The 14,148-nt window shown below is 67.9% G+C and carries 12 protein-coding genes and 1 pseudogene; 4 read left to right on the forward strand and 9 right to left on the reverse strand.

The window, feature by feature from the left end:
- Positions 1-35: 35 nt before the first annotated feature.
- A complete protein-coding gene (locus tag RYH80_RS16195) occupies positions 36-2,126 on the reverse strand; it encodes an ATP-binding protein (protein ID WP_370905139.1) in 2,091 nt (696 codons plus the stop codon).
- Between the two features lie 186 nt (positions 2,127-2,312).
- Complete coding sequence (locus RYH80_RS20170; protein WP_489753336.1) at positions 2,313-2,495, reverse strand: DUF7509 family protein; 183 nt, start codon at positions 2,493-2,495, stop codon at positions 2,313-2,315.
- Positions 2,496-2,534: 39 nt separating this feature from the next.
- Here RYH80_RS20170 and RYH80_RS16200 point away from each other — a divergent pair.
- Positions 2,535-2,657 (forward strand): annotated as a pseudogene (locus tag RYH80_RS16200) (ArsR family transcriptional regulator); the annotation flags it as partial.
- A gap of 39 nt (positions 2,658-2,696) precedes the next feature.
- On the opposite strand, the gene RYH80_RS16205 reads toward RYH80_RS16200, so the two are convergent.
- The gene (locus RYH80_RS16205) at positions 2,697-4,271 is read right to left on the reverse strand and encodes a methyl-accepting chemotaxis protein (RefSeq protein WP_370905055.1); all 1,575 of its coding nucleotides are present in this window, start codon (positions 4,269-4,271) and stop codon (positions 2,697-2,699) included.
- 241 nt (positions 4,272-4,512) lie between these two features.
- Here RYH80_RS16205 and RYH80_RS16210 point away from each other — a divergent pair, with 241 nt between their 5' ends.
- The 3 genes from RYH80_RS16210 to RYH80_RS16220 all read left to right on the forward strand — a co-directional run bounded on the left by RYH80_RS16210 (position 4,513) and on the right by RYH80_RS16220 (position 6,011).
- Positions 4,513-4,908, forward strand: coding sequence for a CBS domain-containing protein (locus RYH80_RS16210; RefSeq protein WP_370905056.1), 396 nt, complete (start codon positions 4,513-4,515; stop codon positions 4,906-4,908).
- 101 nt (positions 4,909-5,009) lie between these two features.
- Positions 5,010-5,267 carry a glycosyltransferase family 2 protein gene (locus RYH80_RS16215; RefSeq protein ID WP_370905058.1) on the forward strand — a complete coding sequence of 86 codons (258 nt, stop codon included), beginning with the start codon at positions 5,010-5,012 and terminating at the stop codon, positions 5,265-5,267.
- A 111-nt stretch (positions 5,268-5,378) separates the two neighbouring features.
- On the forward strand, positions 5,379-6,011 hold the full coding sequence (locus RYH80_RS16220; protein WP_370905059.1) for a hypothetical protein: 633 nt from the start codon (positions 5,379-5,381) through the stop codon (positions 6,009-6,011).
- A 92-nt stretch (positions 6,012-6,103) separates the two neighbouring features.
- On the opposite strand, the gene RYH80_RS16225 is transcribed toward RYH80_RS16220, so the two are convergent.
- The 6 genes from RYH80_RS16225 to RYH80_RS16250 all read right to left on the reverse strand — a co-directional run bounded on the left by RYH80_RS16225 (position 6,104) and on the right by RYH80_RS16250 (position 14,101).
- Positions 6,104-6,787, reverse strand: coding sequence for an SCO family protein (locus tag RYH80_RS16225; RefSeq protein WP_370905061.1), 684 nt, complete (start codon positions 6,785-6,787; stop codon positions 6,104-6,106).
- A gap of 91 nt (positions 6,788-6,878) precedes the next feature.
- Positions 6,879-7,598: a hypothetical protein gene (locus RYH80_RS16230; RefSeq protein WP_370905062.1), complete on the reverse strand. Its 720-nt coding sequence runs from the start codon at positions 7,596-7,598 to the stop codon at positions 6,879-6,881.
- A 251-nt stretch (positions 7,599-7,849) separates the two neighbouring features.
- The gene (locus RYH80_RS16235; RefSeq protein ID WP_370905063.1) at positions 7,850-8,518 is read right to left on the reverse strand and encodes a helix-turn-helix domain-containing protein; all 669 of its coding nucleotides are present in this window, start codon (positions 8,516-8,518) and stop codon (positions 7,850-7,852) included.
- A gap of 218 nt (positions 8,519-8,736) precedes the next feature.
- Positions 8,737-9,810 (reverse strand): alpha/beta fold hydrolase, encoded by a 1,074-nt coding sequence (locus RYH80_RS16240; protein WP_370905064.1) that lies wholly within the window; start codon positions 9,808-9,810, stop codon positions 8,737-8,739.
- A gap of 150 nt (positions 9,811-9,960) precedes the next feature.
- Positions 9,961-12,603 carry a DUF2309 domain-containing protein gene (locus RYH80_RS16245; RefSeq protein WP_370905065.1) on the reverse strand — a complete coding sequence of 881 codons (2,643 nt, stop codon included), beginning with the start codon at positions 12,601-12,603 and terminating at the stop codon, positions 9,961-9,963.
- Complete coding sequence (locus RYH80_RS16250; protein ID WP_370905066.1) at positions 12,593-14,101, reverse strand: proton-conducting transporter transmembrane domain-containing protein; 1,509 nt, start codon at positions 14,099-14,101, stop codon at positions 12,593-12,595. Before RYH80_RS16250 ends, RYH80_RS16245 begins: the two co-directional genes overlap by 11 nt.
- Positions 14,102-14,148 lie beyond the last annotated feature (47 nt).

Below are 14,148 nucleotides of genomic sequence, written 5' to 3' on the forward strand. Positions count from 1 at the left end.
CAACTGATCGACAGTTCGAAACGGATCCATCTACCCTACTCTCGAGATTCGTCACTGTCCCCTCTCATCGACGAGACTGGAAGCCGAACCTCGACGGTCGTCCCCCGGTCGGTCACTTCCGCCGAGATAGCACCGTTTACATTCGTGATGATCCAGTGTGTCAGGAACAGTCCGAGTCCCTGGCCGTGGACCAATGGTTCTTCTTCACCCGTGGTGAGGACCCGTTGTTCCGCATCTGGTAGACCTGATCCGTCGTCTGAGATTCGGATGACGGCCTCCTCGTCGGTCGACGATACTGTGACCTTCATCGTTGGCTCTGGGCCAGTGTGCTTGGCAACGTTCTCCAACAACTCCCACAGTGCCGTCTCGATACGTGGCTTGGTTTTCGCGAAAGTGGATTCGGGGAGATCCACTGTGGTCGAAACTTCGGGGTTGTCGTCTTCGAGCTGCGTCACGAGGTCACGAATCATCGCGGTGACATCCAACGGCTCCAACTCCGGCGACAGGCCTCGGTTCGACTCGATCCGCCGAGCGGATTCACTGAGGTCGAGCAACCTGTCTCCGGCATCGAGAATACGTTCTGCCTTGACCGCATCCTCGTCGTCGAGGTCCTCGGCCAGCACTTCCGCGTACCCATTGATGACTGTGAGCTTGTTACGAACGTTGTGACGAAGAACACGGTTGATGACGTTGATCAGGTTCTTACGATTGCGCCGTTCGCCTACATCCTGAGCCATCGCCTGTACTTCGACAACATCTTCGGGAGTTCGCTCGTCCGGGTCGACCTCAGGGTCGTAGATTGGTTCTGCCCGGACATCTACGTACAGCGTCTTGCCCGCCCGTGTCTCGATAGGCACCTCCCGGCTCTGAACAGACTCTCCATTCTGGATTGCGTCGTAGAAATCCCCGTACGCCTTCTGCACAGTCTCTTTGTCCGAAATCACAACCGAGATTGGCTCTCCGACGAGTTCTTCTGGGGTGTACCCAGTGTACGCTTCGGTGGATTTCGATACGAAACTAAACTTGCCCTCGGTGTCGACTCGGAAGACGAACGCGAAACTCGCGGACACAATGGCCCGGAGTAGTTCGTTGCGCTCGTCGAGTTCACGCTCTCTTCGGATCAGATCACGCCGTTGGCGTTCAGACTCCGTGATATCGGTCAGTGAGACGATTCTCGCCGTCGTGCCGCCGAGTCTCATCGCCCGCGGGGAAGCGAGATAGTAGCGTGGGTCGTCGTCGGCATCTCGTTCAATTATCTGGTTGTCGTCCGTCTCGCTGATGTCCTCAATCTCCGTAACCACGTCTTCGAGATACGCTCCGGTCGACCCCTCGAGTTCTGGAAAGATGTCTTCGGCTGCAGCGGAGTACGCTCGAATCTGCCCTTCGTCACTGAGCACTATCGTCGCTGCATCGCCCTGTGCCTCGGTTCGTGCCGCGAGAAACTGTTCGCCGAAGGCGAACAGCACACCGATCGCGAAGACTGCGACCCCCAACGGAGCGTATATGAGCTCCAGAAGATACGGCGTCGTGACGGCGACGATGTCGATCGTCACTGGCAGTGCGAGCAACGCTGTCAACGCGTTGAGCGGACCAGTATCGTACCCCGACTCGACGTACATTTCGAAGATCATGAACAGACCGACACCTGCGAGAACGTACGAGAGGCCGGTCGAAGCCCAGTGGATGACCCCGTGGCGGATCGCGAGGTGGCGGAACGGCGTCGTTGTCTCGACAGTAGTGAAGTAAAGCTGGTGGATCGGGTTCGTCAGTTTCACTGCCGTAATAAATAGAAAGATCCCCCCTGCGAGACGACGTGGTGTCCGTCGCCTGTGTAAGGTCCGTCCGGTGTACGCAGAGGCAAAGTACAGCCACGCCCAAACGGCACCGAATCCGAGGATGAGGCCCAGGATGTAGGTAGCCGGCTTGAACGTGGTTGGCACCAGCAGGTATGAGGTTTTGAACAGAGACCAGAGGCCAGTCAGGCCGAGTAGTCCGACGAGTCCGTACCGCACCTCCTCATCGACAACTGTCCGAGCTCGAGGTATGGAGACTAGACAGGCGACTCCCGTGAGAAAGAAAACGGCGACGTAGACGCTACCAGTGGGGGTATCCAGAGGAGACAGCATGTACACATTACAGGGTCTAGAGACGCATAAGCAGTGTGTTGCAGATGCAACAGAGGGACGCGCACGTCGGTCTGTCCCTAGCTTTAGGGCAGGTCACAGTTCGACAGAGTCACTACCTCAGCCTCGATACCTATTTGACAGCACCACTCGCCACTCTCACGACTCGGCCAAGACCCACACTGCTGCTCACTCTAGCGTCTCGGAAACAGCGTCCAGAATACTATCAGTCACCTCACCGACGCCAACGTTGTGTCCCGGAAATGGAAGGACGAATGCAGTTGCACCGCTACAGCGAGTGAACTTCGTCCTCTGGGTCGTCGTGTCCACGTCCACCGCGGGCAATGCGTTCACACTAGAATCTGCCTGCAACTCGCCTTCGACACGCCGGAGTGACGCCTGTGCCGCGTCGGACTCGACACATACTACCGCACGATTGTCTTTGGTGGGGTGACTCTCACCGAGGGCGTGGACGAACTCGTTCACGGTGAACACCCGTTCGGCGAGATGTACGGCAGGCCGACAAGCGATTGAACTGTCTTCGGACGGTCGTCCGACCCAACGTTTCGACCCTCACTCATCGGGTGTCTCTGTCTCGGCCGCTTCCTCTTCGGCCTCGTCGAGCTCTCGTTCCAGGTCCGTGACGAGCTCGTACTGTCGCCGGTTGGCGTCGGTCACCTCGTCGACCGCGTCGGCGACGGCACGTGCCTGTTCGGTCGCCTCGTCGACGGTCGCCGCGACCGCCTCCGCGGACTCAGCCTGATCCTCGGTCGCACGGGCCACCTGTCCGACGCCGTCGGCCGCCTCGGCGACCGTGTCGGCGATGTCCTCGAAGCTCGTCATCGTCGACTCGACGGCGTCGACGCCGTCGTCGATCCGTGCGGTCGTCTCCTGGAGGTTCGTCACCGTCTCGTCGGCCTCCGACTGGATCTCGTCGACCATCTCCTCGATCCGCGTCGCCTGCGTCTGTGACTCCTCGGCGAGACTCTTCACCTCGTCCGCGACGACGGCGAACCCCTCGCCGGCCTCGCCGACGCGCGCGGCCTCGATGGAGGCGTTCAGCGCCAACAGGTTCGTCTGATCAGCGATGTCGTCGATCACCTCCACCACCTCGTCGATCTCTTCGATGCGCGCCTGCAGGTTGTCGACGTCTGCCGCGACCGCGTCCGCCGAGTCGGACACCTCCTCCATCACGGCGAGTGCGTCGTCGGCGGCCGCCGTCCCGTCGTCGGCCGCCGCGCGCGCCGACTCCGTCGTCGCGGAGACGCTGTCGGCGGTCGAGGCGACCTCCTCGACGGTCGCTGAGAGGTCCGCCACCTCGTCGGCGATCTCGTCGATCGTTGCCCGCTGTGCCTCCGTCGTCCGCTCGATCTCGCCGGAACTCTCCGAGACGGTCTCCGACACGTCGACGAGGTCTCGAACCGTCTCGCGGACAGCGTCCGTCAACGAGGCCAGCGCCTCTCGCTGGCGCTCCGTCTCGCGTTCCCGTTCCGCCAGTCGGTCGAGTCTGTCGATCCGGTCGAGTGCCTTCCCGAGGTCCGAACACAACACGTCAAGGAACCGCTCGTCGCCCTCGTCGAAGGCGGCCGGGTCCGGCGAGCCAGCCAAAACGACGCCGTGGCCCGCGACAGGGACGAGGAGTTCGCTCCGGAACGTCGCGTCCGGGTTGTGATGCGTGCCGTCCTCGGCCCAGTAGTCGCTCACGTGGACCGCCTCACCCGACTCGTAGACGGACCACGCGACGCTCCCAGGGCCGAGCGCCGGGGGTTCGCCCAGCTCCTCGTCGAGTGTCCCGCTCCACCCGACCGCCGGCAGCGACTCACTCGTCTCGTCGTACAGGTGGACGCCCGTCAGTGGGAGTCCCAGTACGTCGACGGCGGCGTCAACAGCCGCCTCCGCCGCCGCCTCGCGGGAGTCTGCCTCCGACAGCGTCTCGACGGAATGGTACAGTCTGAAGACGGCGCTCTCGGCAACTCGTCGCTCCCCGTCCCCACCTGCCGACTCACTCTGGCCCGCGTCGGATTCGTCCACTGCCCCGGTCGACGTGTCGGCCCCGACGCGCCCGCTCGTCTCTCCGTCGGCGTCCGCACCGGGCGCCGTCGGTCGTGGTGCCTCTCCGTTCGTCGCCCCCGACTCGTCTCTAGTCACTGTAGGCACCTCTTGCGTGACTGGCGGGAAGTCTGTAGCGCATCGCTTCGGGTTCCTCCCGTACGCACAATTCGAATCGTCCGTTCACAGAAGCCCTCTCTCGGCGTCGGAGTTCGGCAACGCCACGGGCGACGTGTGGTGTCTCCGTGGCTCGGCGTTCCACCCGGGCTCTCCCAGCTCGGCGTTCTCACCACGTTGCCGAGACCCGTGTGTACTTGCCGCTCGCGCCACAGGCACCTGCGTGCCCACACCAGTCTCGGAGTTCGCCACGACGCCGGTACTGACGGTCGAGAACGACACGACGGTCGCCGACGCGGTCGACGCGCTGGCCACGAAGGAGATCCACTCGCTGGTGGTGATCTCGGCGGACTGCCAGCCGACGGGCGTGTTCACGTCGACGGACCTGATCGAGGTCGTCGCGTCCGACGTAGCTCTCCCGGAGACGACCGTCGGCGAGCACGCGACGACAGACGTGATCACCGTCTCGCCCGACGAACCCGTCGAGTCGGTTGCCGCCACGATGCACGACCACGACGTGGGACACGTCCCCGTCGTCGACGACCAGGTGGTCGGCATCGTCACGGAGAGCGACTTGCGCGAGTACCTCGCGGGGCAGGTGACCGTCTCCCCCGAGTGACCCGGTCGTCCCTCTGAGGTCTTCGGGCGAGCCACACGCAAACTTCAGGGACACCGCAGTTCCCGTGAGATACTTCTTCGTGGCCCCCGCGAGACGACACAGTGTCACCCGGTGCCACACTAGACGGCGACTACTCCGTCGTGTTGCCCACCAGGACGTGGACGACGGCGTGTGAGGAACTGGTCTCGCAGGTCGGGCCTGAGGGGGAACTCGTCGTCGCCTGTGACCACCCCGACGATCCGGTTGTCGAGCGGGCGGCGGACCGTCCGGTGACCGTCGTCGTCGCCGGTCCACCGGACGGCTGTTCCGCGAAGTGTAACGCGCTCGCCGCGGGTCTCGACCGCGCCAGCGGGGAGTAACTCGTCTGTACCGACGCCGACTTCCCACACGGAGCCGACTGGCTGGAGACGGTCTGCGAACACCTCGCCGCTGCACCGCGGGACACCGTCGTCTCGTCGGCTCCCGTGCCGGTGAGCGAACGCCCACTCCTGCGACTCCTCGAGGGGCCGGGTGCGATCGGAGCCCTCCTGACCGTCACGCTGAACACCACCGCCTGGGGTGGGACGATGGCGTTCGCTCACGACGCCCTCGCGCTTGACGAGTACGTCGCGGACCTGCGTCGGACGGTGAGCGACGACGCACTGCTGACGGACCGAGTGGCGAACGTCGAGTCGGTCCCGGAGTTGATCTGTCCGATGCCGGTTTCGGAAACCGTCGACGAGACGCTCGCACGACAGGTGCGGTGGACACTGACGGCCCGTTACCTCGACCCCGGCGGGCTCGTGTTCGGCGTCGCCCTCTCGCTCGCGGTCGTCCTCGGCTCGCTGTTCGCGCCCCTCGTCGTCGTCCCGTTCATCACCGCAGTGGCGGGGGTAGCGTTCGCCTACTGTGGTCTCCGGCGGCCGAGTTTCCTCCTCGCCGTCCCGGCCTACTGGCTCTCCCTCCCACTGGTCGTCTACGGGCTCTCGCGGAGCACGTTCGAGTGGAACGGCCGCCGCTACCGCTGGCGGAGCCTCTACGACGCGACGGTCCTCGACCGCTCCCGGGAGCCGGCCAGCGAGGAGATGGCGGAGAGTGGTGGATCTGACGAGATGCGAGAGTGAGGGGCCGACAGAGCGGTGGATCCGACGAGATGTGACTCCGTCGCGAGCGAGCCTGCCCTCCGAGTGGCCGACACCCACGTGGTGGGCCGGGATCAGGCGACGCCGAGGACGGTCTCGAGGTCGCTCGCCATCTGCTCGCGCGGTGGCCGGCGGTCGCGGTAGGCACGCTCCACGTAGCCGTCGGCGTTGACGAGCAGGACGAGTGCCCCGTGGGTGAACATGTACTGGTCCATGTCGTCGGGTTGGGTCCGCTCGAAGGTCAGTCCGAACTCCTCGCCGACGACGGCCTGGGCACGCTCCCGGGACTCTGGCCGGAGGAACCGCCAGTTCCCGGCCGTCAGATCGACGTTCATCTCCTCGGCGTACGTCGCGAGCGTCTCGGGGGTGTCACGCTGGGGGTCGAAGGTGATCGGCGCGAAGGTGACACGGTCCGCGTAGTCGGTCTCGATCGCGCGGTCTTGGATCGCGGCCAGCTCCGAGACCACGAGCGGACACACCGTCATGCAGGTGCTGTAGAAGAACGTCACGAACGTCGGCCGCGACAGGTCCGGGAACGAGACGCTCGCGTCGGTCGTCGCCGCGGGGAGCGTGACGTCCGGCACCCGTTGTCCCCACGCCGGGTACGGCACGTCGGCGCTCTCGTACTGCCGGTCGGGTTCCGACAGCGTCACGTTCGGGTTCGGGTCGCCGAGACTCGCGAGCCCACCGACACAGCCGGCGAGTCCGAGGCTCGCACCAGTCGCGCCGACTGCTCGGAGGTACGACCGTCGTTGCATGGAGGCGACTCGGTGATCCACCTACTTGTCCCACTCGGTGTGTCCCACCCGTTCGGACAGTCGCCGCGTGAGGTAGTGGCTCGTCGGCCCCTCACAGATCCAACGGGTTGCGTTCGAGCGACTCCTCGGAGCGGGCCCGTGCGTACTGGACGCCGACGCCGGCCAGGAACGCGACGGCGAACCACACCGGCGAGGCGTTCGTGAGGCCGCCGCCGACGACGAGGTCGCCGGTCAGCGCCCGCTGCCACAGGGGGACGACGACCGCGAGCAGCCCCGCGCCGACCGCCGTCACGGCCGCCGCCAGGACGAGTTCGTGGTACCGCACCGCCACCGCCGCGCCGAGAATCCCGACGACGAGGCCGATCGCCAGCGACCGCTGGAACGTCACCGACTGGAACGCGGGGGAGTTCACCAACCGCTCGACGGTCGTCGCGAGCGTCCCGACGCCCTCGAACTCGACGGTCGCCAACACGCGCGTCACGTCGCCACCGACCAACACGACCAGCGTCGACCCGGCGGTCGCGACGAACCCCGTCAACAGCGTCGCGAGTCGCGTGGCCGTCGGGAACAACAGCCGACCCAGGATCGCGCCGACGAGCACCCCGGCGACACCGAGCCCGATCTGCGCCTCGATCGACCCGCTCGCGACCACCGGTGCGCCGAGCCACCCACCGGCACCGCCGAGTGCCCCACCGGCCAACAGTCCAGTCCAAGCGACGAGTGTGTCCGTCAGATCTCTCCCGAAGGCGGCCAGCGCGCCTCCGACCACCGTGACGAGCCCAAGGACCCCGACCGTCGTTAACGCGACCATACCGAGTGGAACGGGTGGGCTTCGAAAAAACCTCGGACGATCCGACGACGGGGGTACTCGGTCCGACACCGTCCTCGACATCGCTCGCGTTCTGCCGACTCTCACGCCGCTACTCGTCGAACCGCCACCCACGAGGTCGGGGTCGGCCCCCACCGACTCGACCACTCGGAGCGGTGCGGTGCCGAGCATCTCGGTCCGTCTGGGGGTTCCTCTCGCCGCGACGAAGACGGCGGTGGTCGTTCGGGTGCCACTCACGGGCCGCCCGAGGCGCGATCGTTCTCCACGTACGCCCGGACGACGGCAGTCTCGGCCTTTCGGAGCAGTTCGCCCGCGGTGCTGGTCGCACAGTCGAGTTCCGCGGCCACGTCGGCGACACGCCCCTCGCGTGGCACCGCGTAGTAACCGACGTCGACGGCCGTCTCCAGCGCGGCTTCCTGCCGCGGTGTGAGCCGCTCGGGACGCTCGGTGCGCGCGAACGGCTGGACGCGCTCGATCCGGACCCGTTCGACGGCCGCGAGGTCGCGGAGGTCGTCGTGGAGCCGACTCACCGCGTCGGACTCGCCGACTGCCTCGAACGTCACGCGCCCGTCGGTGTGGAACACGACGGGCGGCGGGAAGCCGACGCGGGCGGCCGCGACCACGTCCATCGCGGCCGCCGGGAACTCGTAGGCCCGCTGGCGGAGGAAGAGGTACGTCCCCCAGTCGCCCGCGACGGTCTCGCTCACGGTGACGGAGTCGACGGCGTCCACGACCCGCTGGGCGGCCGCCGGGTCTCCGTCGACCCACGAGAGCGTGGTCGGCTCGGCGGTCGGACTCCACGTGAGCAACTCGGCGCGGTCGAGTCCCGCGGCTCGCAACCCCGTGGTGAACGGGTGGACCGCCTCGTCGGTGTACCACGTCGCGAAGGCGACACGCTTCATGCGGCTCTGGCTCGGCGGTTCGTGGCACCGGTACTTGAATCGCGCCGATCCGACCGGCCTCGGGAACCCCACGCGAGTGGAGAGGTGTTGCGTCGGCGCGGAGCGGTGTTTCGTCGGTGGAGGTGGATGTGGAGGGGCAGTGCGCCAGCGGAGGTGGAGGGCCGCTGCGTCGGCGTCGGTGGAGGATCAGTGCGCCAGCGGGGACTCACCGCGACCGCTTACCGCTCCGACTCCGTCTCGGACCGTCCATCTTCGCCCAACTCGGCGATGATCTCCGGCACCGCCGTCGTCAGGCTCCCGAGGTGGTCCGTGTCGGGGAGGCGGTCGAGCGTCGCGTCGGGGAGCTCGTCGGCCAACTCCCGAACGCCCGACAGCGGGACGTTCTCGTCGCGGTCGCCGTGGTAGAGCGTCGTCTGCGTCTCGACGGCGTCGAGCGAGAGGTCCCACGCCGTCGTCGCGTGTCGGAACTCCGTCACCGTCCCGCGCCCCGCCCCACCGACGGCCGTCTGGAAGTCGCTCGCAACCGTCTCCGCGACCCGATCCGGCACGTCCGTCGGCTCCCGGCCGTCGACGTACTGTCCCACGACCGCCTCGGGGCGGGCGCTCCCCGCGACGGCTCCCTGGAGGCCGACGAGCGCGCCGGCCAGTCGGGGTGTGTGGACCGCCAGGGTACCGAGCACTCGCTGGACGACCGGGGTCGCCTCCCGGAGCCGCGGTGGGACGGCACCGGCCACGAGGTGCAGCGACGACACGCGGTCGGGGACGGTCCCGGCTGCCGCGAGCCCGTACGCTGCGCCCCCGGAGAACGCCACCACCGGTGCGGAGTCGACACCGGCGTCGTCCAGCACCGCCGCGACGAGTCTCGCGCCGTCGGCGACCGTCCGGTCGGGTGCCGGCGGCGAGTCACCGTACCCGGGACGCTCGGGCGCCAGGAGTCGGACACCGGCGGCGGCAGCCGCGTCACCGAACAGCGACGCCAACCTCCGCGATCCGGGGGTTCCGTGGAGGAACACGACCGGCGTCCCGTCCGCGCGGCCGTACTCGGCGTACGCGAACGATCCACCGTGTGCACGGCTCTCGTCGCCGTGGGCGCGTCCCCCGTCGTCGAACGTCACCCGCCGCGTGCGTCCGGCGAGTCGCGGCGCTCCGTCGGCCGCCGTCGTCGCCGACGTGGCCGATCCGGCCGTTCTCTCGGTCGCCGCCGAGTTTCCAGTCGTCCCCGCGTCCCGAGCGCGCCGGTCGGTCTCGTCGGGGGCGTCTCCTCCGCCAGCCGTCTCGTCTCCTGTCGCCATCGGCCCTCGGTTCGGGACGTGTCGTGTGGAGTCTGGTGCCGGATCTGTGCGGGGGTACAAATACGACGCGTGTAGTCGTGTGCCGACGACAGCTTCCTCGTGGTGTTCCGCGAGTGAACTCGAGGGCCGGCTCCCTGCGTGATCCCTGGATCAGTCGTCCCCGACCGAGAGAGGCGTCGGCGTCACCGCCTCGCTCGGCTCCGACTCGCGGAGCGGCTCCCACTCTAGCCCACCCTCGTAGTGGAACGCCCGGTGATCCCGCTCGGGATCGACGACCGTGAGCGAGTGCCAGTCGTTGTCGAGGAGTTCTGCCACCGCCTCGTTGGCCGACAGAGTCTCGGTCACGCGATCGACCGGGGCGTGGATCACCGTGGAGAGTCGGATCGGTTGGTGGTACGGCTCGTCGACGCCACTCGTGAGCGACTGGAGCGGGAGCCCGGTCATCAGGTCGCCGCCGTTCCCCTGGTAGACGCCGACGTTCCCGACCGGATTCTGGGTCACCTTCGACCCGCTGCCGTAGACGGCGTTGTCGACGGTGGCGAAGTAGTACTGGGTGTTGATCCACTGGGTGACGACCATCGGGCCGGTGAGAATCGCCTCCAGGGCGTCACCGTCGGGGTCCGTCCGCCAGTCGTACGAGTGGAGGAACGAGCGCCCGTCGAGGTCGAGATCCGCGGTGAGTGCCCGTGGCCCGACGACGAAGCCGGCGTTCCCGGCCAGTCCCCACTCCGGACGTGTCTCCGCCCAGTCGGCTGCGCGCCGCTGCGTCTCGCGGAGGCCCGCTTCGGCGTCCCCGACCGTCACGCCCATGTCCTCGGCTCGCTCGGCGGCCGCTCCGGCGCGGGCGTCTGCCAGATCGCGACGGAGCCGTTCGACGTCTCGCTCGTGTGTCTCGGGCACGTCGTCGGCGAACAACTCGATCTCGTCGGTGGTCGTGTCGTGTTCGCCGGCGACGAAGACGGTGTCCTCGGGAATCTCGATCCCCCGTTCGCGGAGTCTCGCACGCACCGCCTCCTCGTTACAGATCGCGGCGAGGACGCGAGCACTCGGCCCGCCGGGGTTGCCGGCGCAGGCTCCACAGTCGAGACTCGCGTCGAAGGGGTTGTTCGTCGTCTGGCTGGCGTGACCCGCGAAGACGACGACGCGGGCGAACTCCTCCCACCCGGTGAGTTCGAATGCGGCCGCGGCGTACTCCACCTTCTCGTCCACCGACAGCCCTCTGGGGAGATCGCCGGCCGCGCCGTCGTGGTCCTCGCCGGCGCCCCCGTCGCACCCGTCGCCACTGTCGTCCGGATCGAGGCCAGGCTCGCAGAACTCGTGGTCGTCGGGGATCCGCTCGTCGACGCCGTCGAGGAGGTCGTAGACGCGCGACGGGAGGAGTGTCCGCGCGGCCAGTGCGGCACCGTACCCGACGCCGGCGCTCTCGACGAAACTGAACGCGGTGGCGGCGTTCGTCTCGAGACTCTCGATCACTGTCTCCGCCGTCCCGCGGACCCCGTGCCACCGGTCGTAGGCGTCACGCTCGTCGTCGGTGCCCTCCCGTGGCCGATCGTCGATCCGGTGTCCGGCGTCGACGATCGGCGGGCAGGCGTCGACAGTCACGTCCGAGTCGTAGCCGGAGTACCGCATCGGCACCCCGAAGAACCCGGCGTACCCGTGGGTCTCGTAGTCCCCGACGCGCTCGACGTGCCGTCTGATGATCTCGGACCGCGTGTCGATACAGAAGACCAACTGTGCGTCCGGGCGGTCCGTGTCGGCCGATCCGGCCTCCGCACCCCCAGACGCGACCCCGGAACCCGAGGAGTCGCTCTCCACGAGCGCCTCGCTGGCGTCCGTGAGTTCGCCGACCAGCTCCTCGCGGTACGTGGCCTCCCACGCGGAGAGCCAGACTTCGGGGAGCGGCACCGCGCCGGGCTCGGTGTCGTCGGCCTCCTCGCCTCCGTCCGCAGCCTCGCCCTCGACTGCCGTCTCGGCCCCCTCGTCGGGTGCCAGCGGCGCGTCGAACAGGTTCGCGAGCGTGAGTCGGACGGCGAGGTAGCCGGCGAGGGTGATCGGGTACGTCGACTGCCACGCGCCGTCGTCGGCTGCCCGCCGCTTGAGTAGCCCCGTCCAGCCCGGGAGTGCGGCGAACTGCGACGCGAAGATCGCCTCCCACTCCTCAGTCGGGTAGTCGTCGAGGAGGGTGCGGATCGCGGCGACGGGGGAGTCGGGCAGCTCGGCGAGCCGCTCTCTGTTCGGGATCGCTCGGTCGTGACGTGCGACGCTGCGGAACGCGTGGTAGAACCCCTGCTCGCGGTTCGGCATCGGCCACTCCGCCTGGTCCTGGTCGAGGAACGACGACAGCCACTTGGTCAGGACCGTGTCGACCCGGTCGTCTGCGTCGGACCGCTCTGGCTCCCGGTTCGTCACGTCCGCCTCCGCCGTCTCCGAGTCGGCGCCGGACCGCTCGGTCTTCCGCTCCGTGTCGTCCGACTCGTCGCTCGCCATCCGGTCCAGGGCCGTCTCCGGGTCGAGATCGTACCCCGCGGCCGCCAACTCGGTCTCCAACACGTCCGTGTCGATCCTACCGGACTCCCACGCACGGCGGAACACGTCGACACTCGGGTAGCCGTCGCCGCCCAGCAGGCGCTCGGCGTCCGCGACGGCCTCGTGGAACGGCCGGTCCTCGAACCCGGCGAGCGGGTTGGCCGTCACGAACGAGTGGAGCGGCCAGACGGACCCGACCGCGTCTGCTGCCGCCTCGATACTGTCTTGAACGTCGACACTGTCGTGGACACGCCGATCAGTACTCATCGTACTCCTCCGTGTTCGTCAGTACGGTGTCGGACGCCGGTCGCGTCGCGTTCGACAACAGCACGTACAGTCGCTCGCTGCGCTGGTAGACCTCGGTCTCCACCGCGAGGTACGTCGCCAGGAACGCCCCCGCGACGATCGCGTGGGCGGCAGTCAGTTCGGCCGGTTGTCCGACCGCCGGGAGGCCGTCGAGCAGCCCCTCGACCACGCGGTACGTCGCCGCGTAGACGGCGATCGCCGGGAGTGCGACCAGCGGGACCGCTCCGTACCGGACGGCGGCCGGAAGCGACGCCGACCGGACGGCCTCGCGCACGGCGTGGAGCACCGTCAAGACGACCAGTCCGGTCAACAAGAGTCCGGCGTCGACCTCGGTCCCCTTGCCGGTGAGCGCGGCGAACAGTGCCCCACCGGCGAGTGCCGTGCCGAGGGCGACCACGACGCCGAGGGCTCCGGTCGACCGGTCCCGGTCCGCCGGCTCGCTCGGGTGTTCGTGTGTGACCCGGCTCCCCGAGGCGAGGAACTGGTACGCCTTGTAGAACCCGTGCAAGACGAGGTGCGTGATGGCGGCACCGAAGAACCCCAGTCCGGCCTGCAGGATCATGAACCCCATCTGCCCGACCGTCGAGCAGCCGAGTCGCCCCTTCACGTCCGTCTGTACCGTCTTGAGGAACTTGCCGCCGAGCGCACTCACAGTTCCGACGACCACGACCGCGAGCATCACCCACGCCTCGGCGGTGACCACCGGCGCGAACCGGACGAGCAGGACGCCGCCCGCGTTGACGAACCCGGCGTGCATCAGCGCCGACGCCGGTGTCGGTGCCGTCATCGAGGAGAGGAGCCACCCGTGGAACGGGAGCAGCGCCGACTGGATCGCCGCCGCGAGGAGGAGTGTCGCGGCGACGACCGAGACGACCGGCGAGGGAGCGGCGCCGAGCGTCGACGGGAGCTCCGAGACCGCCACCGCGCCGGTGGCCCACCACACCGTCCCCACGGCGACCCCGACCAGTGCGCTACTCGCCAGGAAGTACCGCCGTGCGAACGAGCCCGCTGCAGACGCCTGCGGCCACCCGTCGACGGCGGCGATCAGCCGACTCATCACGAGCCCCATCAGCAACCACGCACCGACGAACGGGAGGAAGTGGTCGGCGGCGACGAGCACCGCCACCACGAGCGTGAACGCGAACACCAGCCCGAAGAACCGGTCGTCGGTTCGGCTCCCGGCGACGTACCGCCGAGCGTAGCTGTGGACGACCCCACTGAAGAAGGTGACCGCCACCCACATCACGAGTGTCAGTCCGTCGACGGCGAGGAACGGTGTGCCCGCCGACACGTCGATCCGTGCCACCGTCTCCCCAGTCCAGACACCGGCCGCGAGAACCCCGACCGCCACGACCCACAGCGTCCACACGAGCCACGTCAGGACGGTCGGTACGACCGACGCGTCGTCCGTCGGTGTCGGGAGTTCCCCTACCGTCGCTCTCTGTCGTTTCCCAGTCATCGTTTCGAATTGCCGACCGACCACACCCACGTCGTCTCCCCGACCGA

Source organism: Halobaculum sp. MBLA0147 (assembly GCF_041361345.1).
Taxonomy (GTDB): domain Archaea; phylum Halobacteriota; class Halobacteria; order Halobacteriales; family Haloferacaceae; genus JAHENP01.

What these genes read in the sequence shown, in the direction of transcription:
- RYH80_RS16195 (WP_370905139.1), bottom strand. Translation starts at nt 2,126, where the DNA reads ATGCTGTCTCCTCTGGATACCCCCACTGGTAGCGTCTACGTCGCCGTT.
- RYH80_RS16245 (WP_370905065.1), bottom strand. Translation starts at nt 12,603, where the DNA reads ATGAGTACTGATCGGCGTGTCCACGACAGTGTCGACGTTCAAGACAGT.
- RYH80_RS16225 (WP_370905061.1), bottom strand. Translation starts at nt 6,787, where the DNA reads ATGCAACGACGGTCGTACCTCCGAGCAGTCGGCGCGACTGGTGCGAGC.
- RYH80_RS16250 (WP_370905066.1), bottom strand. Translation starts at nt 14,101, where the DNA reads ATGACTGGGAAACGACAGAGAGCGACGGTAGGGGAACTCCCGACACCG.
- RYH80_RS16230 (WP_370905062.1), bottom strand. Translation starts at nt 7,598, where the DNA reads ATGGTCGCGTTAACGACGGTCGGGGTCCTTGGGCTCGTCACGGTGGTC.
- RYH80_RS16240 (WP_370905064.1), bottom strand. Translation starts at nt 9,810, where the DNA reads ATGGCGACAGGAGACGAGACGGCTGGCGGAGGAGACGCCCCCGACGAG.
- RYH80_RS16235 (WP_370905063.1), bottom strand. Translation starts at nt 8,518, where the DNA reads ATGAAGCGTGTCGCCTTCGCGACGTGGTACACCGACGAGGCGGTCCAC.